A 16,601-nucleotide genomic window follows, 5' to 3' on the forward strand; every position below is an offset into this window, starting at 1 on the left:
AGGAAATCTGACTGAGAACGGTTTTGTTAACGATTCATATTCGTTTTTGTGAAAGCCAGACCGCCCATTTCCTGTGTAGTCTGAAAATTGAAAGTCCGGTAAAAGGCCGCTGTTTTTTCAGTATCGTCAGTCATCAAAACGATCTGTCTGATATGAGTGTGCTGCTTCAGCATGCCCTCCATCAGTTGACGACCGATGCCCATTCGCTGGTAGTCAGGGCGGATCAGAAGGTCCTGAATGTAAAGGATCGATACCTCATCCCCTACAGCCCGGATAAGGCCGACAAGAAGATTAGTGTGCCAGGCGCTAATGTAAAAAGAAGAGCCTTCCAGCAGCTTTCTCATTTTGTCTGGAAAATCCGTGTAACCAGTCCATTCAACACTCTCATATAAAAGATTGAGTTCATCGTAGTCTATAGGCGTATTTGCCTTGTACGTTATAATAGGGTTGTTTTGAGTCATATAGTCACCTCTGTAGTATTTGATTTCAGATTAATCATACCGCGCTAAGCCTCATGTATAAAGAGAGAATTCTGAAAGCCATTCATCCAATAGCTTTTTGGAGTGGATTTACTAGATAAAAAAATCGGCAGTAATGTATAGTTAAGCTATATAGTAACAGATGAAAGGAAGTTAGCCATGAAAGAAAATGACAAAGAAATGTATGAACCTGAACTGGTTTTTTATGCTGGAAGTGCACTGCTGGAAGGTCCCGTCTGGGACAGTGTTCACCAGCTCATGTATTGTGTCTCAATTCCAGATGAGATTATCTACCGAATCAATCCGAAAACCACAGAAGTCATTACTTACCAAACAGACGGACCAGTGGGCGCAGCTGTATTAGACAATGAGGGGATGCTGCTGTCTGCAGAAAAAAGTGGGATTTACCGTATTAATCCTGAGACGAAAAAACGGACTTTTGTAGCCCATCCCAATACAGATGATCGTATGCGTTACAACGACGGTAAGCTGCTGCCGAACGGCCATTTTCTGATCGGGACGATGGGTGATCCGGAAATCATAGATGGCGCAGCCAAGCTGTTTGTCATTGATAGGCAGGAAACAAAAGAACTGCTGACCGGACTGACGATTGCAAATGGCATAGGCTGGACTGAAGATGAACAGTCCATCTATCATATCGATACCCCGACCAAAAAAGTGAGACAGTTTACTTATGACGGTGATACGAAGACGCTGTCTGATGAAAAAGTCGTCGTTGAAATAACGGATGACAGTTCTCCTGACGGTATGTGCGTTGATGTAGACGGCAAGCTCTGGGTCGCTGAATATGGCGGCAGTAAAGTCTGCAAGTGGAATCCGGAAACGGGATCTAAAGAGCTGGAGATCAAGATGCCCGCAACTAATGTCACGTCCTGCTGTCTTGGGGGTGAACATCTGGAATACTTATACATCACCACAGCTAAAAAAGACGGAGAACCGTTATCGGGCGGCTTGTTCAGAGTCAAATTGAGGTAAACGGTGTAATCGAAGGAGAAATTTGTTTTAATGGCGGAACTCACAATGAGGGTGCTGTCCAGTTTGAGGTTAAAGTGAGTTTAGACTCGACTGAAAAAGGAATCGATCTGAGTTGAGTTTAGTCATAAGGTCTAAGTGGAACTGAAAAGTGGAGCAGAGATGAGCTGCGTGCAATAGCCGAGCTATCCTCAAGTCGGAGTACCGTCCGATCTGAGTTGAATTTAGTCAGTCTCTTTAGATTCAACTGAGAGTGGAATTCTGCTCAGCTGCAACTAAAGAAGAGAATAGAGGCGTCCCATATCAAAACTAAGTCTGAGCTGCAGGTTAAAATCACCTCAAGACGATTTTACTCATCAATTAGAACAGAAAGAGGCTGAAACTCCCTTGATATAGGAGCTTCAGCCTCTTTCATTCAACTCATTCGATCAGACGGCTTCTTTGACGGCTTTAATCAGAATCTCTTCGACTTTTTCAGCTGATTCTTTCAGAGAATCGTTATTGACCATCTCAATCAGGACTGTTGGTTTCAATAAACCGGCATAGACTGCATCATCTTTTTCATACACTACGACTTTGCAAGGCAGGAAGTATCCTGCTTCAATCTGTTCGTCCAGTACATCTTTGGCGATTTGCGGACTGCAGACGTCCATCACAGTAAAATTAGGTTCAAAATCGAGTCCTTTTCCATTGATTTTCTTTTTAAGATTGACTTCATATAAGATACCGAACGACTGCTCTTTGACAGCATTTTTCAATCTGGTCAGGGTTTCCTCGAATGCGTACGCGCTTTTTTCTTCATAAGCATAGTTCATTTCGTATTCCTCCTAAATAAGTGTTAACTTACTTGTTCATTGTGTTCCTCATACACTTATATTTCAATCAATTTGCCTAAATACCTCCTAGTCTGAGGTGCTCACCAGACTAGGCCCTTGAAGATTACGACAGAATAAAGAATAAAATAGTGACAGAATAGGTCTTAAGACCCTAGTTATTTTGTGAAAAACATGGTTAACTTATACTATCTAAACAGTTGTTAAAGGAGGAGAACACATGTCGCTCAATTTTATGGAATACCTGCCCATTATTATCCCTTTACTCATTCTTCAGCTTATTTTACTGGTGACTGCTATTTTACATCTAATAAAAAATGACCAGATCGAAAAAAATGATAAGATCATCTGGGCCTTAGTGATTGTTTTCATCAATATCATCGGCCCCATCATTTACCTTATTTTTGGAAGGAAAGAAGACTAATGGCCGTACTCGAGATCAGCCAATTGAAGAAAACATTCGGAACTCAACTGGTTCTGGAAGACGTCACGTTTTCAGTTGAAAAAGGCTCAGTCTATGGGTTCATCGGAAAAAATGGCGCAGGCAAAACGACAACGATGACCATCGCACTTGGGTTGCTTAAAGCGGATGAGGGAGATGTCCGCATCAATGGAGAAGTTGTTCAATATGGGGATACGAAAACGAATCAGCATATAGGATATCTTCCGGATGTTCCTGAGTTTTATTCGTTTCTGACAGCACGTGAATACATGGAACTGTGTGTGGAAATCAGCGGATTAGAGAAGAAGCGAGGCCGAAAAAAAGTTCTGGAGCTGCTTGAAATGGTGGGACTGGAAGACAATAAAAAAAGAATCAAACATTACTCACGGGGAATGAAACAGCGGTTAGGCATTGCGCAGGCGCTGATCAATGAACCGCTTCTACTGATCTGTGATGAACCGACTTCAGCACTCGACCCGATTGGCAGACAACAGCTGTTATCCGTTCTTCAGAAAGTTAAAGAACAGACGACTGTTATTTTCTCAACACACATTTTAAGTGATGTTGAAGCTATTTGTGATGAAGTGGCTATTTTGAATGACGGCAGAATTGTGAAACAGGGAACGGTAAAGCAGCTGAAAGCAGAAATGTCTTCTGAAAAGTGGAGTGTCCTGTTTGAATCAGAAGAAGATGCTGATATGCTGTATGAATCCCTAATCACAGATAAAACACTTAAAGCTGTTGTGAGGACGACATCCTCAGTTGAAGGCTCTGCAGCTGATGCAAAAGCAGCAATGGCTGCTCTTCTTGACAATATGAATCGTCTTAAAGTCGTGCCGGTAAAAGTAGAGAGAAAAGAAGCGACAATGGAAGAAGTCTTTTTGGAGGCGATCAGATGAGGGGCTATAGCGCATTTGTCAGTAAAGAACTGAAAGAAAATATGAGGAACTATAAGTTTTTTATTTTAGGTATTGTGTTCGCCATTGTTGGCTTACTGAGTCCTTTGAGTGCGAAGTTTCTGCCGGAACTTTTGGAAAATGTAATGGATGAGAATATCACTATTATAGTTGGAGAACCAACCTATGTTGATTCATGGCTGCAGTTTTATTCGAATATCAGTCAGATTGCACTTGTAGCTTTTGTACTAGTCTTCAGTTCGGTGATGTCCAAAGAGTATGAAAAGGGGACATTGGTGCATATGGTGACAAAAGGTCTGCCCCGCCTCACTATATACGGAGCTAAGCTGAGCGTACTGGCGCTGAGCTGGACAGTTTTATACTGGTTCAGTTTTCTGATTACTTTAGGCTACACCGCTTTTTATTTTCCGAATGGAACGACAGAAGGTCTGCTGCTTTCAGCGGGGAGTTTCTATCTGTTTGGCCTGCTGCTCATCAGTTTGCTGATGGTATCGGGAGTCTTGTTCAAGAGCACATTTGCCCCTTTATTGGTAGTGGGCGGGAGCGTCGCCTTGCTGTTTATGGGTAACATTTTCCCTGTTATCGAAAGATGGAGCCCACTCCAGTTAAGTACACGTAATATTGAAGTGTTGATGACACTCAGCTCAGATGCTGCATTTGATCGCGGACTAATCATCACGGTCCTGCTGATCGTAGTGTTTAGCATCGTGGGCGGTATCGTTTTTAAACGAAAAGCATTACAGTAGAAAAACTGACCTGCCTATTCAGATAATGTCTGATAGGCAGGTCAGTTTTTATGCATTATGAATTTATGTGAACTGGATAAATATATCGAGCCCGAGTGGGGACTCACCGGCAACCGGTTTGTCCTGTTCTTTATCGTATTCTATATAGGGACCGCCAGTAACGTATACAAAAGCTGTCAATAGAAAACGGGACTGGTTTTCCTGAATGGTTCTTGCCTTATCTTCAGGAATGAACCCCACCGGTTTCCCTTCAACTACAACTAGGATACGGTCCTTCTCTTTTGTATGAAAATCAACGTTAACCGTCGTAATGGCTTCATACTTATACAAACGCTGGGCAAGTGGCGTCATATCCTCAAGTGTTTTCCCTTTGTAGTAGTGTTTGAAGGGGTCTTCTTCAACCATCTTGTCAACGATTTCAGTAATCTGGGTTTTATCAGCTTTCAGCTCGCGAGCAGTCAATTTAGTTTCATACTGAATTGTAATCTGGTCACTCTTTTCGTTGGTGACGGGGTCATTATGCGTCTCTTCATTCTTTTGGCCTTTAAAAAAATCAAATAATCCCATTGATAAGCTCCTTTCCAATTTTCCTGTCTCTTTCAGAATACGCAAAGTTTAAAAGAGAGTCAACTTTCAGCCGCTTCACTCGTGCACCAAAAGAACAGGCGTACTGAATGGGGTTGCCATCCAGCACGCCTGTTTAAAAGGTAATCAACGCCCCACTAGTAAATTGAACAGTGAAGTAAAGGGATTTATTCAACGGTAACGGATTTAGCTAAGTTTCTTGGCTTGTCGACATCATTTCCACGGTGAAGAGCTGTGTAATAAGCGATAAGCTGAGTTGGAATCACACTGATAAGCGGCGTCATCAAATCATGTACCTTCGGAAGGACGTATGCGTCTCCTTTACGATCGAGGCCTTCCATTGAGATGATCATACTGTGTGCTCCTCGTGATACTACTTCATGAGCATTACCACGTGTATGTGGTCCAGTTACTTCATCTGTGATTATAGAGATAACAGGCGTATTGTCTTCTATTAAGGCAATCGTTCCATGTTTCAGTTCTCCGGATGCCCAGCCTTCTGCCTGAACGTAGGATACTTCTTTAAGTTTCAGTGCTGCTTCCATTACCACATAATAGTCTATTCCACGGCCGATATAGAAAGCATTTTTACTAGAGCTTAAATGAGTTACAGACAGGTGGTCAAATATCTCATGATCATCAATGACTGTTTCTATTGCATTGGCAATTATACTTAGTTCATGAGCTACATCAATAAATGACTCAAATCCTTTTGAATTAGCGATACATTCAGACAAAATAGCTAGTACAGCAATCTGTGCAGTGTAAGCTTTGGTTGAAGCAACCGCAATTTCGGGACCAGCATGAAGCAGGAGTGTATATTTAGCTTCACGAGATAATGTAGAACCTGAAACGTTTGTAAGAGTCAGTGACGGGTATCCGGCCTGGTTTACTTGGACGAGTACTTGTCGGCTGTCTGCAGTTTCTCCTGATTGAGACAAGAAAATGAAGAATGGGTTTTCAGTTAATAACGGAGTGTTGTATGCAAATTCACTCGATAAATGCACTTCAGTATGAATACCTGCAATGCGTTCAATCAGCTGTTTTCCAGCCCATCCAGCATTATAACTTGTTCCGCAGGCAATAATATAAACACGATCGCTCTCTTTTATTTCAGAAATAATGTCTTCGTTAATTTCCAGTTGTCCTTCATCATTCTGATACTGTTGAACCAGCTTTCTCATAACGGCAGGTTGTTCATCAATTTCCTTGATCATGTAGTAAGGGTAAGTTCCTTTTCCTAAATCGTTCGCATCGATTTCAGCAGTATAAGGCTCTCTTTCGATAACTGTACCAGCCAGATCTTCAATTTTAATAGTACCAGCTGTCAAAGTGGCAACTTCTCCATCCATCAATTCGATAAACTGATTTGTTTCTCTGATCATCGCCATAGCATCAGAAGAAATAACGTTGAAGCCTTCTCCTGTACCCAATAGCAATGGGGATTTATTTTTCGCAGCAAAGATAGTATCCGGTTGAGTGTTGTCAACTAATGCTAAAGCGTATGAACCTTTAAGTGTAACGACTGCTTTTTTAAACGCATCGATTGTGTCTAAACCTTCAGATTCAGCGAACCAGGAAATCAATTTAACAATGACTTCCGTATCAGTGTCACTGTAAAATGTATCGTCAGACAGATATGCATCACGCACTTCTTCAAAGTTTTCAATCACACCATTATGTACAACAGTGAACCGGTTGCTAGTTGATTGATGGGGGTGAGCGTTTTCTACACTGGGAATACCGTGAGTAGCCCAACGTGTATGGCCAATTCCAGAAAAGGCAGTGACCGATTGATCAACTTTTTCTCTAAGAGAAGCTATACGTCCTTTTTCTTTAAATAGATGGCCGGTTGCATTTTCATCAGTGATATAAATACCTGCTGAGTCATATCCTCTATATTCCAAAGTGTCTAATCCGCTTAACAAAATCTCTTTCGCATCTTTGTTCCCGATATATCCAACAATTCCACACATTATAATTTCCTGCTTTCGTATTTTAATTTTATACCATTATCATAATTGGTATACTCGTTTTATGGACTAAATTATTTGAGGTTCAACAGTATAATAACCCCATTAATTGGATAAGTCAATCAAAATGTGAAAGTTTTTTAAAATTGGTATAGTTAATTTTGTGAAGGCTGTTTCTTTATCTGAATGAAGACAGCATGGTCAGTAAGCAAATGGATTAGCAGTACTATCTGTCATTAGTCATAGTCAAGAAGTACCCCATCAGATTAATAACAACTTTGTCATTTTTCCAGTGACAAAGTTGTTATTAGAATAGATAGATTATTTTATGAATAGCGCTTACACTGGGGTTAGCACTAAATTATAACATATCTTATCTCACCTCATTTTACAGGTTGAGAACACATTACTAAGGAGGAATAGTATTGCAGCAAGCACAAGGGAAAGGTAGCAGATCTGCTATCCAAAGATTAGGATCATATTTAAGTGGAATGGTAATGCCGAACATCGGAGCATTGATCGCATGGGGTATTATTACAGCATTATTTATTCCAGATGGATTTTTACCGAATGAAAATCTGGCAGAAATGGTAGGCCCAATGATTACGTACCTGATTCCGATTTTAATCGCTTATCAAGGGGGTAGCATGGTATACGGTCAGCGTGGAGCAGTAGTCGGGGTAATTGGTACACTAGGCGTCATTCAGGGTGCACCGGAAGCACCGATGATTCTTGCAGCAATGGGAATAGGGCCACTTGGTGGTTTTCTTATCAAAAAATTCGATGATGCTTTCGGAGACAAAATCCCAACTGGTTTCGAAATGTTAGTCAACAACTTTTCAAGTGGGATTATTGGATTTGTTTTAGCTATTCTAGCTTTCTTGGCAATCGGACCAGTTTTTTCAGCTTTGAATGAAGTAATGGCTACAGGAGTAGAATGGATCATTAACGCAGGGGTTCTTCCATTAGCAAATGTATTCATTGAACCTGCTAAAATCTTGTTCTTAAATAACGCAATCAACCATGGAATCTTCACACCACTTGGCGCTCAGCAGACAGCTGAAACGGGACGGTCAATTATTTACTTGCTTGAAGCAAATCCTGGACCAGGACTTGGCGTATTAGCGGCTTATATGGTATTTGGTAAAGGAGCAGCTAAATCATCTTCATTTGGTGCAACAATTATTCACTTCGTGGGAGGCATTCACGAAATTTACTTCCCATATGTCTTGATGAAACCAATGATGTTCTTCGCAGTTATTGCAGGTGGGGTAACGGGTACATTGACTAACGTTATTTTAGGCGGAGCATTACGTGCACCAGCTTCACCAGGATCAATCATTGCTGTATTAGGTATGACAGCACCAGGAGCCTATTTTGCGGTTATCATGAGTGTATTGTTATCAGCAGCAGCAGCGTTTGCAGTCGGTGCTCTGGTACTTAAACTCGACCGTAAAGGTGACGAAGAAGATGCTCTTGAAGCAGCAGTTGCACAATCAAAAGCTAACAAAGCACAGTCTAAAAGTGGAGTGACAGCTGGAAATGCAGCCACAGCTACTGCTGGTACTACGACTGTTTCTAAAGGTGTAGATGCCGTAGATACAGCTCATGTCAACAGAATTATTTTTGCCTGTGACGCAGGAATGGGTTCATCTGCAATGGGTGCTTCTCTTATGAAGAAAAAAGTCAAAGAAGCTAATTTGGATATTAACGTTACTAATTCTTCAATAAATAACTTACAAGACGAAGAAGGCTTGTTAGTTATCACACAGGAAGAATTAACAGAACGTGCAGCACAACGCACACCTAGCGCAGTTCATGTATCAGTTGACAATTTCCTGGGCAGTCCAAAATACGATGAAATTATTGCTAGAATTAAGAATCAGTAAGACATTACTAAACTCATTTGTTCATACGATTAGGTAAATGAGTATCAACTAAATATAGGTGCTTGTCCTTATCCCTAGGAATGGGTTCTTGACATTTGATTACAATAGGATAAAAATAATACTAACACGGAAGGCAGCGGATTTATTCCCTGCTTTTCTGTGCGTTTTAAAGAAATAGTGGAAACTATCAAACACAATAAAGAGTGGTCAGGGCTGGAATTATTTTACGGAATGTGAGATTATTTCTGGCTAGAAAAGAGGTAAAAGATATGTATATCTCTAACCGGGAAAAAGTAATCTTAAATTTACTTTTAAATCAGAAAAACGGAGTGACGATTGATTATCTTAGTGAAAAGCTGGATGTCAGTACCCGCACTGTTTATCGAGAACTCTCAAGTCTGGAAAGTACCTTGGCTCAATATCAAATCAAACTCGACAAAGAAGCAGAAGGCTATTATCTTTTAGGGAAACAAGCGTCTATTGATGAGTTGAAAATTGAAATGAATGGGTCTCCTGAAGAGTTGACAACGAAGAAGCGTCAGAGACTACTGGTTACCAGACTGTTACTTGAAGATAGAGAGATGAAAATGGAATCACTTGCATATGATTTAAATGTAAGCATTGGGACCATACAGCTGGATTTACAGTCTATTGAAGAAATGTTTGAAGAATATAACATAAAAGTAATCAGGAAAAAAGCGATTGGAATTAAAGTCAGTTCACCAGAACCTAACCTGAGACTTATAGTGAGTGGTTTGATAACAAGTGAAGTGAATGAATATAATTTTTTCCATTTATTCACTCGTGATTATCGTCTGGATAAAGAACGCTATAAACAATCGCATAATCCTTTTTTGAAAATAATCGATCCAGTAGCTCTTGAGCTCGCATTCAGAGCGGTTAAACAGTATGATCGCTATCAGTTTGAAGAAGTAACGGATACTCAGTTTCAAAGTCTTGTATTATTTTTGGCTCTTACTATTGAACGCATTAAACAGAAACGATACATTCAAAAAGAAGAGCTAAGTGTGAGGTCTAAAGAGACCAGTCGAGATAAGAGTATCAAACTGTCAACTGAGCTTTTGGAAACATTGAAAAAAGACTATAGTTTTAACTCCTTCCCGCAAGAAGAGGTTGCTTTTTTCGCAGTGCAAATAGAGGGGCTTAACGTGCCGCTTAGAAATGAATTTTCAGAAGAGTATGATTTGGAGTTAAGTTACAAAGTTAGAGAATTAATCTGGCAAGTATCTAAAGAAACGAACATAGATTTTCAGCAAGATCAGACCCTTTTTCAGGATTTGCTTGCTCACCTGTCGGCGGCTGTTCATAGGAATAAAGCACCGATGCCTGAAAGTAGTAACCCTCTTCTCGAGAAGATATATCAGGAGTATACAGAATTGAGTCATACAGTTGGTAAGGGCATTGAACGGTTATTTCCTGACAATCAGTTTCATTCTAATGAGACACTTTATGTTGTTATACATTTCGCCTCTGCTTATGAGAGAAACCCTAAGTCTCAATCATTAAAAGTACTGATCATCTGCTCGAGCGGCATTGGAACTGCAAAAATTCTGGAAAATCGTTTAAGGAAAAATGTATCTGAAATCACAAGTGTGGACATCTCTAGAATTTCTCAGCTTCATCAGATGAATTATGACAAGTATGATCTGATATTATCCACCATTTTCCTTCAGGGGTTTGAAGAAGATTATAAAGTAGTCACACCTCTACTCATGGAAGATGAACTAAAAAGTATAAAACGGTATGTCAAACAAATAATTGAGACTAAAATCAAGAAACGGTACGCTACTGAAAAAATCAGTCTTAAACAAGATGCACATGACGTGAGTTTTCAGGAATTTTACTCTAAAGTAACTGATATAAATAGAATCCTGAAAAATTTTGATGTTGTTACCGTTCCATCAAAAAAATCTTTGAGGGAAACCTTACAGGTGATTTGTGAATCTCTTTCAGAAACCACGATTGAGAATCCAAACAAGGTAGCTAATAAACTGGAAAATAGAATGGAAGCTGCCCCAATAGGACTGCCGAACACAGGAATGGCATTGTTTCATTGTATAGATGACTCTATAAAGCATCCATATTTCGGAATATTTGATATCACCAATAATTTTGAGATAATTAATATGGAGAAGAAAGTAATGAAATTAAATCGGGTGCTGCTTTTACTAGCACCTGAACCAATGGATGAGCAGACACAGGATATAATGGGTGCCATCAGTGCATCGATTGTTGAGAATAACTTTCAGATGAAAATGTATGACTCCGGTGAAAAGGAAATGATCCAGCAATACTTAAGCGGATTATTTTTAAGTAAAATGAAATAGGAGAGGATTAGAAAATGAGTATACTAAAAAAAGAAAATATCGTATTAAATAAATCTTTCGCAAATAAAGAAGAAGCCATTAGAGAAGCAGGACGGTTGCTGGTTGAAGGAGAGTATGTTGATCCTAGTTATGTTGAAGCGATGCTGGAACGCGAATCGAAAGTATCAACTTATATGGGTAATTTTATTGCTATCCCTCATGGGACGGAAGAAGCTAAAACGGCTATAAAAACGTCTGGTATATCCGTAGTTCAGGTTCCAAATGGTATAAACTTTGGAACAGATGATAAGGAAAAACTTGTAACAGTCGTCATCGGAATCGCAGGCGCTGGAGATGAACACCTGGAAATCCTCTCACAGATAGCGGTGTACTGTTCTGAAATTGAGAACGTAACAAAACTAGCGGATGCAAAATCAGAGGAAGAAATATTAACCCTATTGGGAGGGATTGAATCTTGATGCTGACAGTTCATTTCGGAGCAGGAAATATTGGACGAGGGTTCATAGGTGAAGTACTGAATAAAAATGAGTCAAAAGTGGCTTTTGTGGATGTAAACAGCGCGATTATTGATGCGCTGAATGACCGCAAAGAATATACTATTGAAGAAGCTGCAGAGCAGGAAATAGAGGTTAAAGTAGATAATGTCTATGGTATAAATAATCAAGTTGATCCGGAAAAAGTGGTCGATGCAATTGTCGATGCTGATCTGGTCACTACAGCAATCGGACCCAAAATTTTACCCTTTATCGCACCTTTAATCGCCCAGGGGATTGAAAAAAGAAATGAACTGGGACTGACTACTTCTATTGATGTCATTGCCTGCGAAAATATGATAGGCGGAAGCAGTTTCTTAAAAGAAGAAGTACTGAAACATTTGAAAGAGTCTGACAGTGCTGCATATCTTGAAGAGTTTATTGGGTTTCCTGATGCTGCTGTCGATAGAATCGTGCCGATGCAGACTCACGACGATATTCTGCGCGTTACAGTAGAACCTTATAAAGAGTGGGTTATTAGTAAAGATGGACTTAAAAATACTGATTTAGTGTTAAAGGGAATTCATTATGTAGATGATCTTGAACCTTATATTGAAAGAAAACTGTTTACAGTAAATACGGGTCATGCCACTACTGCTTATAACGGCGCTTATGCAGGCTATAAAACAATCGATGAAGCATTAAAAGATGAAGTAGTTTACACTGAAGTGAAAAGTGTTTTAGAAGAAACAGGAGCACTCTTAATCTCTAAATGGGGATTTGATAAAGACGTTCATTCAGAATATATCAGTAAAATCATTTCTCGCTTTGAGAATGTTAAGCTGTCTGATGATATTACTCGAGTAGGCCGCACACCCATACGCAAGCTGGGATATGATGAGCGATTTATTCGCCCAATTAGAGAAGCTGACGAGAGAGGGTTGAAAATAGACTCACTTGTATCAACTGTTGGTAAAGCACTAGCTTATGATGACATTAATGATGAAGAAAGCGTTGAATTGAGATTAAGACTTAAAGAGGAATCTGCTGATAAAGTGATTAAAGATATTACGAAACTGACTGATGAGAAACTGCTGAAGAAAATTACAGAAGCGTATAATACTTTTAAATAAAGCCTCTAATGACGATTAGAACAATAGTCAGGCTGGACTTTAATGTCAACATTTTAGAAATAGGAGTATTGAAGTAATCGTATTTTCACTTTTTCTTCTTAAATGATATGCTAACGACATATTACAATAAGGCAGGTGATTATATGGCTGAAATTTATCAGATAAAAGAAAATCCTCCATTTCCCAATCATCCCTTGCCGGTCTTGTATTATCCGGAAGGCCTGATCAATCTTATTGAAAACAATGAGGAGACGGGTAGAGAAGTTATCGCTTTTTTTGAAGAAAAAGGCTATTCAAATGGGTGGATAAACGGGATTCATGATTTTCACCACTTTCATTCTAATACTCATGAAGTTCTAGCCTGTATTAAAGGCAGTGCGACGGTTCAGATTGGCGGGCCGAAAGGACAGGAGATTACATTTACTGAAGGTGATGCAGTTTTGCTTCCTGCAGGTGTAGCGCATAAGCGACTGACTGCTACAGATGACTTCAAAGTTGTAGGTGCTTATCCAAATGGAAAAAGTCCTGATTTGCAGCGCGGAGAGGCAGCCGATTACGAGGAAGTACAACAGAGAGCTTATGACGTTATCGTTCCTGAGACTGATCCGGTTTATAAGTATGATGGGCCGGTTCAGAAGCACTGGATTTTATCAACACACTAACTAAATATAATGAAAAACCAAGTCTATTTGACAAAGAACCTAAAAAACGAAGAATGAAAAGAGTAAATCTCTCTCTTCATTCTTCGTTTTTTAGTTCGTAGTAATCCCGCATATAATTGAATACATAGTCTTCTACACGGGAATACCGCTTCTGTTTCCTTCTGCACAAAATGACTTCCCAGTAAATGGGATGATCAAAATCTCTGCGGACGACTTCTTCCATGGAATAGTATTTGGCCACAGGGGTCGGCATCACTGTAATCAGGTTTGAATGTCTCGTCGAGTTCAGAAGCAGATCCCACGATGCTGACTGAAGGGATAGTTGTGGCTTGATCTGTTCACCGGCAAACTTTTTCAGCAGCTGGTGATGAATCATATAAGTGGAATCGAAAATAGCCATAGGTTGATTATGCAGATCCGACCAGCTTAACTGGTCTTTTTCAGCGAGCGGGTTAGTCACACTCATAAAGGCGGACAAAGTATCTTTAGTCAGTATGACTTCTTCAGTGGTACTGCTGTCGAGCCCAGTTGGTTTTAACAAAACGGCAATGGGAAGCTCCTGCAGCAGCAAGTCTTTTTTCAGTTCCATAGCGCCGGCTTCTTTTACTTCAAATCCAATTTTAGGATTTTCAGCGAGCAGTTTCGGCAGGATTTCAGGAAAGACGACCGAGATAACGACCGGTGGAATACCGATCCGTATATTTCCTTTGAGCTGGGCCGATTCTTCCTGAAGATCTTCCATCATAACATCATACTTTTCAATCAGTTCTTTTGCATGAGCAAGCAGAACTTCACCAGTCGCGGTCAAATTCTGAAGACGCCCATGTGAACGCTCAAACACCTGTATATTTTCATTTTTTTCCAGATTAGCTATCGTCTGACTGAGTGCAGGCTGAGATAAATGGAGATGTTTAGAGGCCTGCGACATATTGAAGTCATGTTCCACGATAGCGACAAAGTATACTAACTGCTTAATATCCATAAGAGTCCTTCCTGTCAGCTGAATTGATTCATGCCGGTAATGCGCTGGTAAAGTGTCACATTAAAACATCTTTAGTTGACTAGTTTATCATCAGAGTAAAGGCGTTGAAAATCAGGAGACGAGTACAAGGACTTCTTTTGGATTAATAATCAATCGGTTGCCCAGTATCGTTCCCAGCGATGTCAAACCGGCAGTGTGTCTGTTGGCAATAATCGTCCATTCTTTAGGTAGTGGGTAACTGCTTTTCAACTCTACACGACTTGACGCCCCATTGGTGTTGACGATAACAGCCATCATAGACCAGTCTCCTTCACCAGTGGTATTTGGGATGGTGTAGGCAATCAGATTGTCATGTAACTGAGAGAAGCAGACGGCGTCCCCCGTTTTGTTTGTGTCATCTCTGAGCGGTGCGTAAGCTTTACGGATAGCGATCATGCCTTTGTAATAGGAAACCAGATCTTTATTCTCATATGCCCGTTCCCAGTCAAGCAGATTGATATCAATAGACGATTTAAAGCTGTTTTCGTCTCCGTATTTCGTCCGGCCCCATTCTTCACCAGCCTGCATAAAAATACCGCCGAGTGACGTAAAGAGGAGTGCGGCGTTCAATTTATTAAGTTGAACAAGGTCGACGTCTCTATCATAAGAACTGTTTCCTTCTGATGAAGCAACAAGTTTGTCGTATAAGGTCAAGTTGTCATGAGCAGACGCATAGGTGATGACCTGACTGGGGTTTCTGGCCCACTGTTTCTCGTCAGGCAGACGGAAGCGTCCGACATCTGACTGAGTATTAGCGAGAATGCTGGCGATCAGATCAGTGGTCGAATAGGCACTGTCATCGTGCCCAGTTGCTCCCTGCAGGAATCCCCCTTTTCGCTTGTCGAATACAGGCCCTTTGATGGCATCTCTGAACTCGTCATTAAAGACCGCAATACCATCCGCCAATTCACCGATATGGTATTTGTCGGCAGGTTTATTCGGTTCGTATATAGCGACACTTCCGGCATTCCAAGGCTCACCGTAAAGAAGTACCCGTTCATGACCGCGTTCATTAAGTGTTTTTCTCAGCAGGTTCATGGTGTCCACATCGTGAAGACCCATCAAGTCGAAACGGAAGCCATCGATGTGATACTCTTCGACCCAGTAAAGGATGGAATCGATCAAGTATTTACGCATCATTTTGCGCTCGCTGGCTGTTTCATTTCCACATCCGGATCCGTTGGTAGGAAACCCGTCATGTGTCTGACGATAATAGTAATCGGGTACAGTTAACTGAAACCAGGAATCATCATACACAAATGTGTGATTGTAAACAACGTCCAGTACCACGCCCAGATTCTGACGGTGAAGGGCAGCGACCATTTCTTTAAACTCTCTGATCCGACTGTATGGATCAGCCGGGTCAGAGGCATACTTGCCTTCGGGGACCATATAGTTTTTAGGATCATAACCCCAGTTATAGGCAGGAACGGTTTCGTCGTTCGCAAAATCAAAAGCGGGTAGTATGTGGATATAGTTGATGCCAAGTGAGGACAGATAGGCGACGCCGGCAGGCTGTTCTTCCTGACTGTCTACTGTGACATTTTCCTCGGTGAAGGCCAGGTATTTCCCCCGATTCTCAGATGAGAAGGAAGCTGACTGATCACTTGAAAAATCCTCTATATGGATTTCCCAGATTATGGCATCAGTTATACGGGACACTTGCTCTACTGAATCCTGATCCCAGTTTTCTGGATCTGTTTTTGACAAATCGATAATGGCTGACCGGTCTCCGTTCAAACCGACTGCTTTACTGTAAAGATCTGCGGATTCAACTTCCGCCTCAGTGTGCAAAAAGCTGTAGGTATAGAAAAAGCCGTCTAGCTCCTTATCAAGAGTAAGGACCCATACTGTATCATCCAAAGTCATCTCGATCTTCTCAGCAGGGCTTTCTGCTTCTGAAGATGTATACAGATTGACCCATACTTTTTTGGCCAGAGGAGACCAGACTTTAAACGTGGCGGTCCCTTTTTTATAGGTCAACCCTAAATCATTCTTTTCATATCTGTTATCTTCTAAATACGGGATTCTTTTTTCAAGTGGTTGCGTGCTGTTCATTGTAACGTTCCTTTCCGTTTCTAACTGAATTATACCATGTAAACTGTCT

15 protein-coding genes are annotated in these 16,601 nt (G+C 40.7%); 9 read left to right on the top strand and 6 right to left on the bottom strand.

The annotated features are described in order from the left end of the window. Positions 1-26 precede the first annotated feature (26 nt). On the bottom strand, positions 27-461 hold the full coding sequence (locus tag CLV38_RS02225; RefSeq protein WP_106190951.1) for a GNAT family N-acetyltransferase: 435 nt from the start codon (positions 459-461) through the stop codon (positions 27-29). A 177-nt stretch (positions 462-638) separates the two neighbouring features. Between CLV38_RS02225 and CLV38_RS02230 the strand changes: the two genes are divergently transcribed. Further along, positions 639-1,475 carry an SMP-30/gluconolactonase/LRE family protein gene (locus CLV38_RS02230; protein ID WP_106190954.1) on the top strand — a complete coding sequence of 279 codons (837 nt, stop codon included), beginning with the start codon at positions 639-641 and terminating at the stop codon, positions 1,473-1,475. Positions 1,476-1,900: 425 nt separating this feature from the next. Here CLV38_RS02230 and CLV38_RS02235 read toward each other — a convergent pair whose 3' ends face one another. Further along, positions 1,901-2,287, bottom strand: coding sequence for a DUF302 domain-containing protein (locus CLV38_RS02235; RefSeq protein ID WP_106190956.1), 387 nt, complete (start codon positions 2,285-2,287; stop codon positions 1,901-1,903). A 238-nt stretch (positions 2,288-2,525) separates the two neighbouring features. On the opposite strand from CLV38_RS02235, the gene CLV38_RS02240 reads away from it, so the two are divergent. The 3 genes from CLV38_RS02240 to CLV38_RS02250 are packed head-to-tail and all read left to right on the top strand — an operon-like array spanning position 2,526 to position 4,410. Next, positions 2,526-2,729: a PLD nuclease N-terminal domain-containing protein gene (locus CLV38_RS02240; protein WP_106190959.1), complete on the top strand. Its 204-nt coding sequence runs from the start codon at positions 2,526-2,528 to the stop codon at positions 2,727-2,729. Next, positions 2,729-3,646, top strand: a complete 918-nt coding sequence (locus CLV38_RS02245; protein ID WP_106190962.1) for an ABC transporter ATP-binding protein — start codon at positions 2,729-2,731, stop codon at positions 3,644-3,646. Before CLV38_RS02240 ends, CLV38_RS02245 begins: the two co-directional genes overlap by 1 nt. Next, positions 3,643-4,410, top strand: a complete 768-nt coding sequence (locus tag CLV38_RS02250) for an ABC transporter permease subunit (RefSeq protein ID WP_106190964.1) — start codon at positions 3,643-3,645, stop codon at positions 4,408-4,410. Before CLV38_RS02245 ends, CLV38_RS02250 begins: the two co-directional genes overlap by 4 nt. Positions 4,411-4,473: 63 nt before the next feature. Here the strand turns inward: CLV38_RS02250 and CLV38_RS02255 are convergent, their stop codons facing one another. Together CLV38_RS02255 and glmS are read right to left on the bottom strand one after the other, a co-directional pair. Continuing rightward, positions 4,474-4,977, bottom strand: coding sequence for a hypothetical protein (locus CLV38_RS02255; protein ID WP_106190968.1), 504 nt, complete (start codon positions 4,975-4,977; stop codon positions 4,474-4,476). Positions 4,978-5,162: 185 nt separating this feature from the next. Next, the gene (glmS, locus tag CLV38_RS02260; protein WP_106190970.1) at positions 5,163-6,971 is read right to left on the bottom strand and encodes a glutamine--fructose-6-phosphate transaminase (isomerizing); all 1,809 of its coding nucleotides are present in this window, start codon (positions 6,969-6,971) and stop codon (positions 5,163-5,165) included. 422 nt (positions 6,972-7,393) lie between these two features. Here glmS and CLV38_RS02265 point away from each other — a divergent pair, with 422 nt between their 5' ends. The 5 genes from CLV38_RS02265 to CLV38_RS02285 all read left to right on the top strand — a co-directional run bounded on the left by CLV38_RS02265 (position 7,394) and on the right by CLV38_RS02285 (position 13,473). Further along, on the top strand, positions 7,394-8,857 hold the full coding sequence (locus tag CLV38_RS02265) for a PTS mannitol transporter subunit IIBC (protein WP_106190973.1): 1,464 nt from the start codon (positions 7,394-7,396) through the stop codon (positions 8,855-8,857). Positions 8,858-9,126: 269 nt separating this feature from the next. After that, positions 9,127-11,205, top strand: coding sequence for a BglG family transcription antiterminator (locus CLV38_RS02270; protein ID WP_106190976.1), 2,079 nt, complete (start codon positions 9,127-9,129; stop codon positions 11,203-11,205). A gap of 14 nt (positions 11,206-11,219) precedes the next feature. After that, the gene (locus CLV38_RS02275) at positions 11,220-11,663 is read left to right on the top strand and encodes a PTS mannitol transporter subunit IIA (protein ID WP_106190978.1); all 444 of its coding nucleotides are present in this window, start codon (positions 11,220-11,222) and stop codon (positions 11,661-11,663) included. Beyond that, positions 11,663-12,811 (top strand): mannitol-1-phosphate 5-dehydrogenase, encoded by a 1,149-nt coding sequence (locus CLV38_RS02280; protein ID WP_106190981.1) that lies wholly within the window; start codon positions 11,663-11,665, stop codon positions 12,809-12,811. Before CLV38_RS02275 ends, CLV38_RS02280 begins: the two co-directional genes overlap by 1 nt. A 143-nt stretch (positions 12,812-12,954) precedes the next feature. Beyond that, positions 12,955-13,473 (top strand): cupin domain-containing protein, encoded by a 519-nt coding sequence (locus CLV38_RS02285; RefSeq protein ID WP_170068785.1) that lies wholly within the window; start codon positions 12,955-12,957, stop codon positions 13,471-13,473. Positions 13,474-13,549: 76 nt separating this feature from the next. On the opposite strand, the gene CLV38_RS02290 is transcribed toward CLV38_RS02285, so the two are convergent. Both CLV38_RS02290 and pulA read right to left on the bottom strand, forming a co-directional pair. Then, complete coding sequence (locus CLV38_RS02290) at positions 13,550-14,455, bottom strand: LysR family transcriptional regulator (protein ID WP_106190986.1); 906 nt, start codon at positions 14,453-14,455, stop codon at positions 13,550-13,552. Positions 14,456-14,566: 111 nt separating this feature from the next. Continuing rightward, positions 14,567-16,552 (bottom strand): type I pullulanase, encoded by a 1,986-nt coding sequence (pulA, locus tag CLV38_RS02295; RefSeq protein ID WP_106190989.1) that lies wholly within the window; start codon positions 16,550-16,552, stop codon positions 14,567-14,569. Between the last annotated feature and the right edge of the window lie 49 nt (positions 16,553-16,601).

It is taken from the genome of Alkalibacterium olivapovliticus, assembly GCF_003003275.1.
Lineage (GTDB): Bacteria > Bacillota > Bacilli > Lactobacillales > Carnobacteriaceae_A > Alkalibacterium > Alkalibacterium olivapovliticum.

What these genes read in the sequence shown, in the direction of transcription:
- CLV38_RS02225 (WP_106190951.1), bottom strand. Translation starts at nt 461, where the DNA reads ATGACTCAAAACAACCCTATTATAACGTACAAGGCAAATACGCCTATA.
- CLV38_RS02230 (WP_106190954.1), top strand. Translation starts at nt 639, where the DNA reads ATGAAAGAAAATGACAAAGAAATGTATGAACCTGAACTGGTTTTTTAT.
- CLV38_RS02235 (WP_106190956.1), bottom strand. Translation starts at nt 2,287, where the DNA reads ATGAACTATGCTTATGAAGAAAAAAGCGCGTACGCATTCGAGGAAACC.
- CLV38_RS02240 (WP_106190959.1), top strand. Translation starts at nt 2,526, where the DNA reads ATGTCGCTCAATTTTATGGAATACCTGCCCATTATTATCCCTTTACTC.
- CLV38_RS02245 (WP_106190962.1), top strand. Translation starts at nt 2,729, where the DNA reads ATGGCCGTACTCGAGATCAGCCAATTGAAGAAAACATTCGGAACTCAA.
- CLV38_RS02250 (WP_106190964.1), top strand. Translation starts at nt 3,643, where the DNA reads ATGAGGGGCTATAGCGCATTTGTCAGTAAAGAACTGAAAGAAAATATG.
- CLV38_RS02255 (WP_106190968.1), bottom strand. Translation starts at nt 4,977, where the DNA reads ATGGGATTATTTGATTTTTTTAAAGGCCAAAAGAATGAAGAGACGCAT.
- glmS (WP_106190970.1), bottom strand. Translation starts at nt 6,971, where the DNA reads ATGTGTGGAATTGTTGGATATATCGGGAACAAAGATGCGAAAGAGATT.
- CLV38_RS02270 (WP_106190976.1), top strand. Translation starts at nt 9,127, where the DNA reads ATGTATATCTCTAACCGGGAAAAAGTAATCTTAAATTTACTTTTAAAT.
- CLV38_RS02275 (WP_106190978.1), top strand. Translation starts at nt 11,220, where the DNA reads ATGAGTATACTAAAAAAAGAAAATATCGTATTAAATAAATCTTTCGCA.
- CLV38_RS02280 (WP_106190981.1), top strand. Translation starts at nt 11,663, where the DNA reads ATGCTGACAGTTCATTTCGGAGCAGGAAATATTGGACGAGGGTTCATA.
- CLV38_RS02285 (WP_170068785.1), top strand. Translation starts at nt 12,955, where the DNA reads ATGGCTGAAATTTATCAGATAAAAGAAAATCCTCCATTTCCCAATCAT.
- CLV38_RS02290 (WP_106190986.1), bottom strand. Translation starts at nt 14,455, where the DNA reads ATGGATATTAAGCAGTTAGTATACTTTGTCGCTATCGTGGAACATGAC.
- pulA (WP_106190989.1), bottom strand. Translation starts at nt 16,552, where the DNA reads ATGAACAGCACGCAACCACTTGAAAAAAGAATCCCGTATTTAGAAGAT.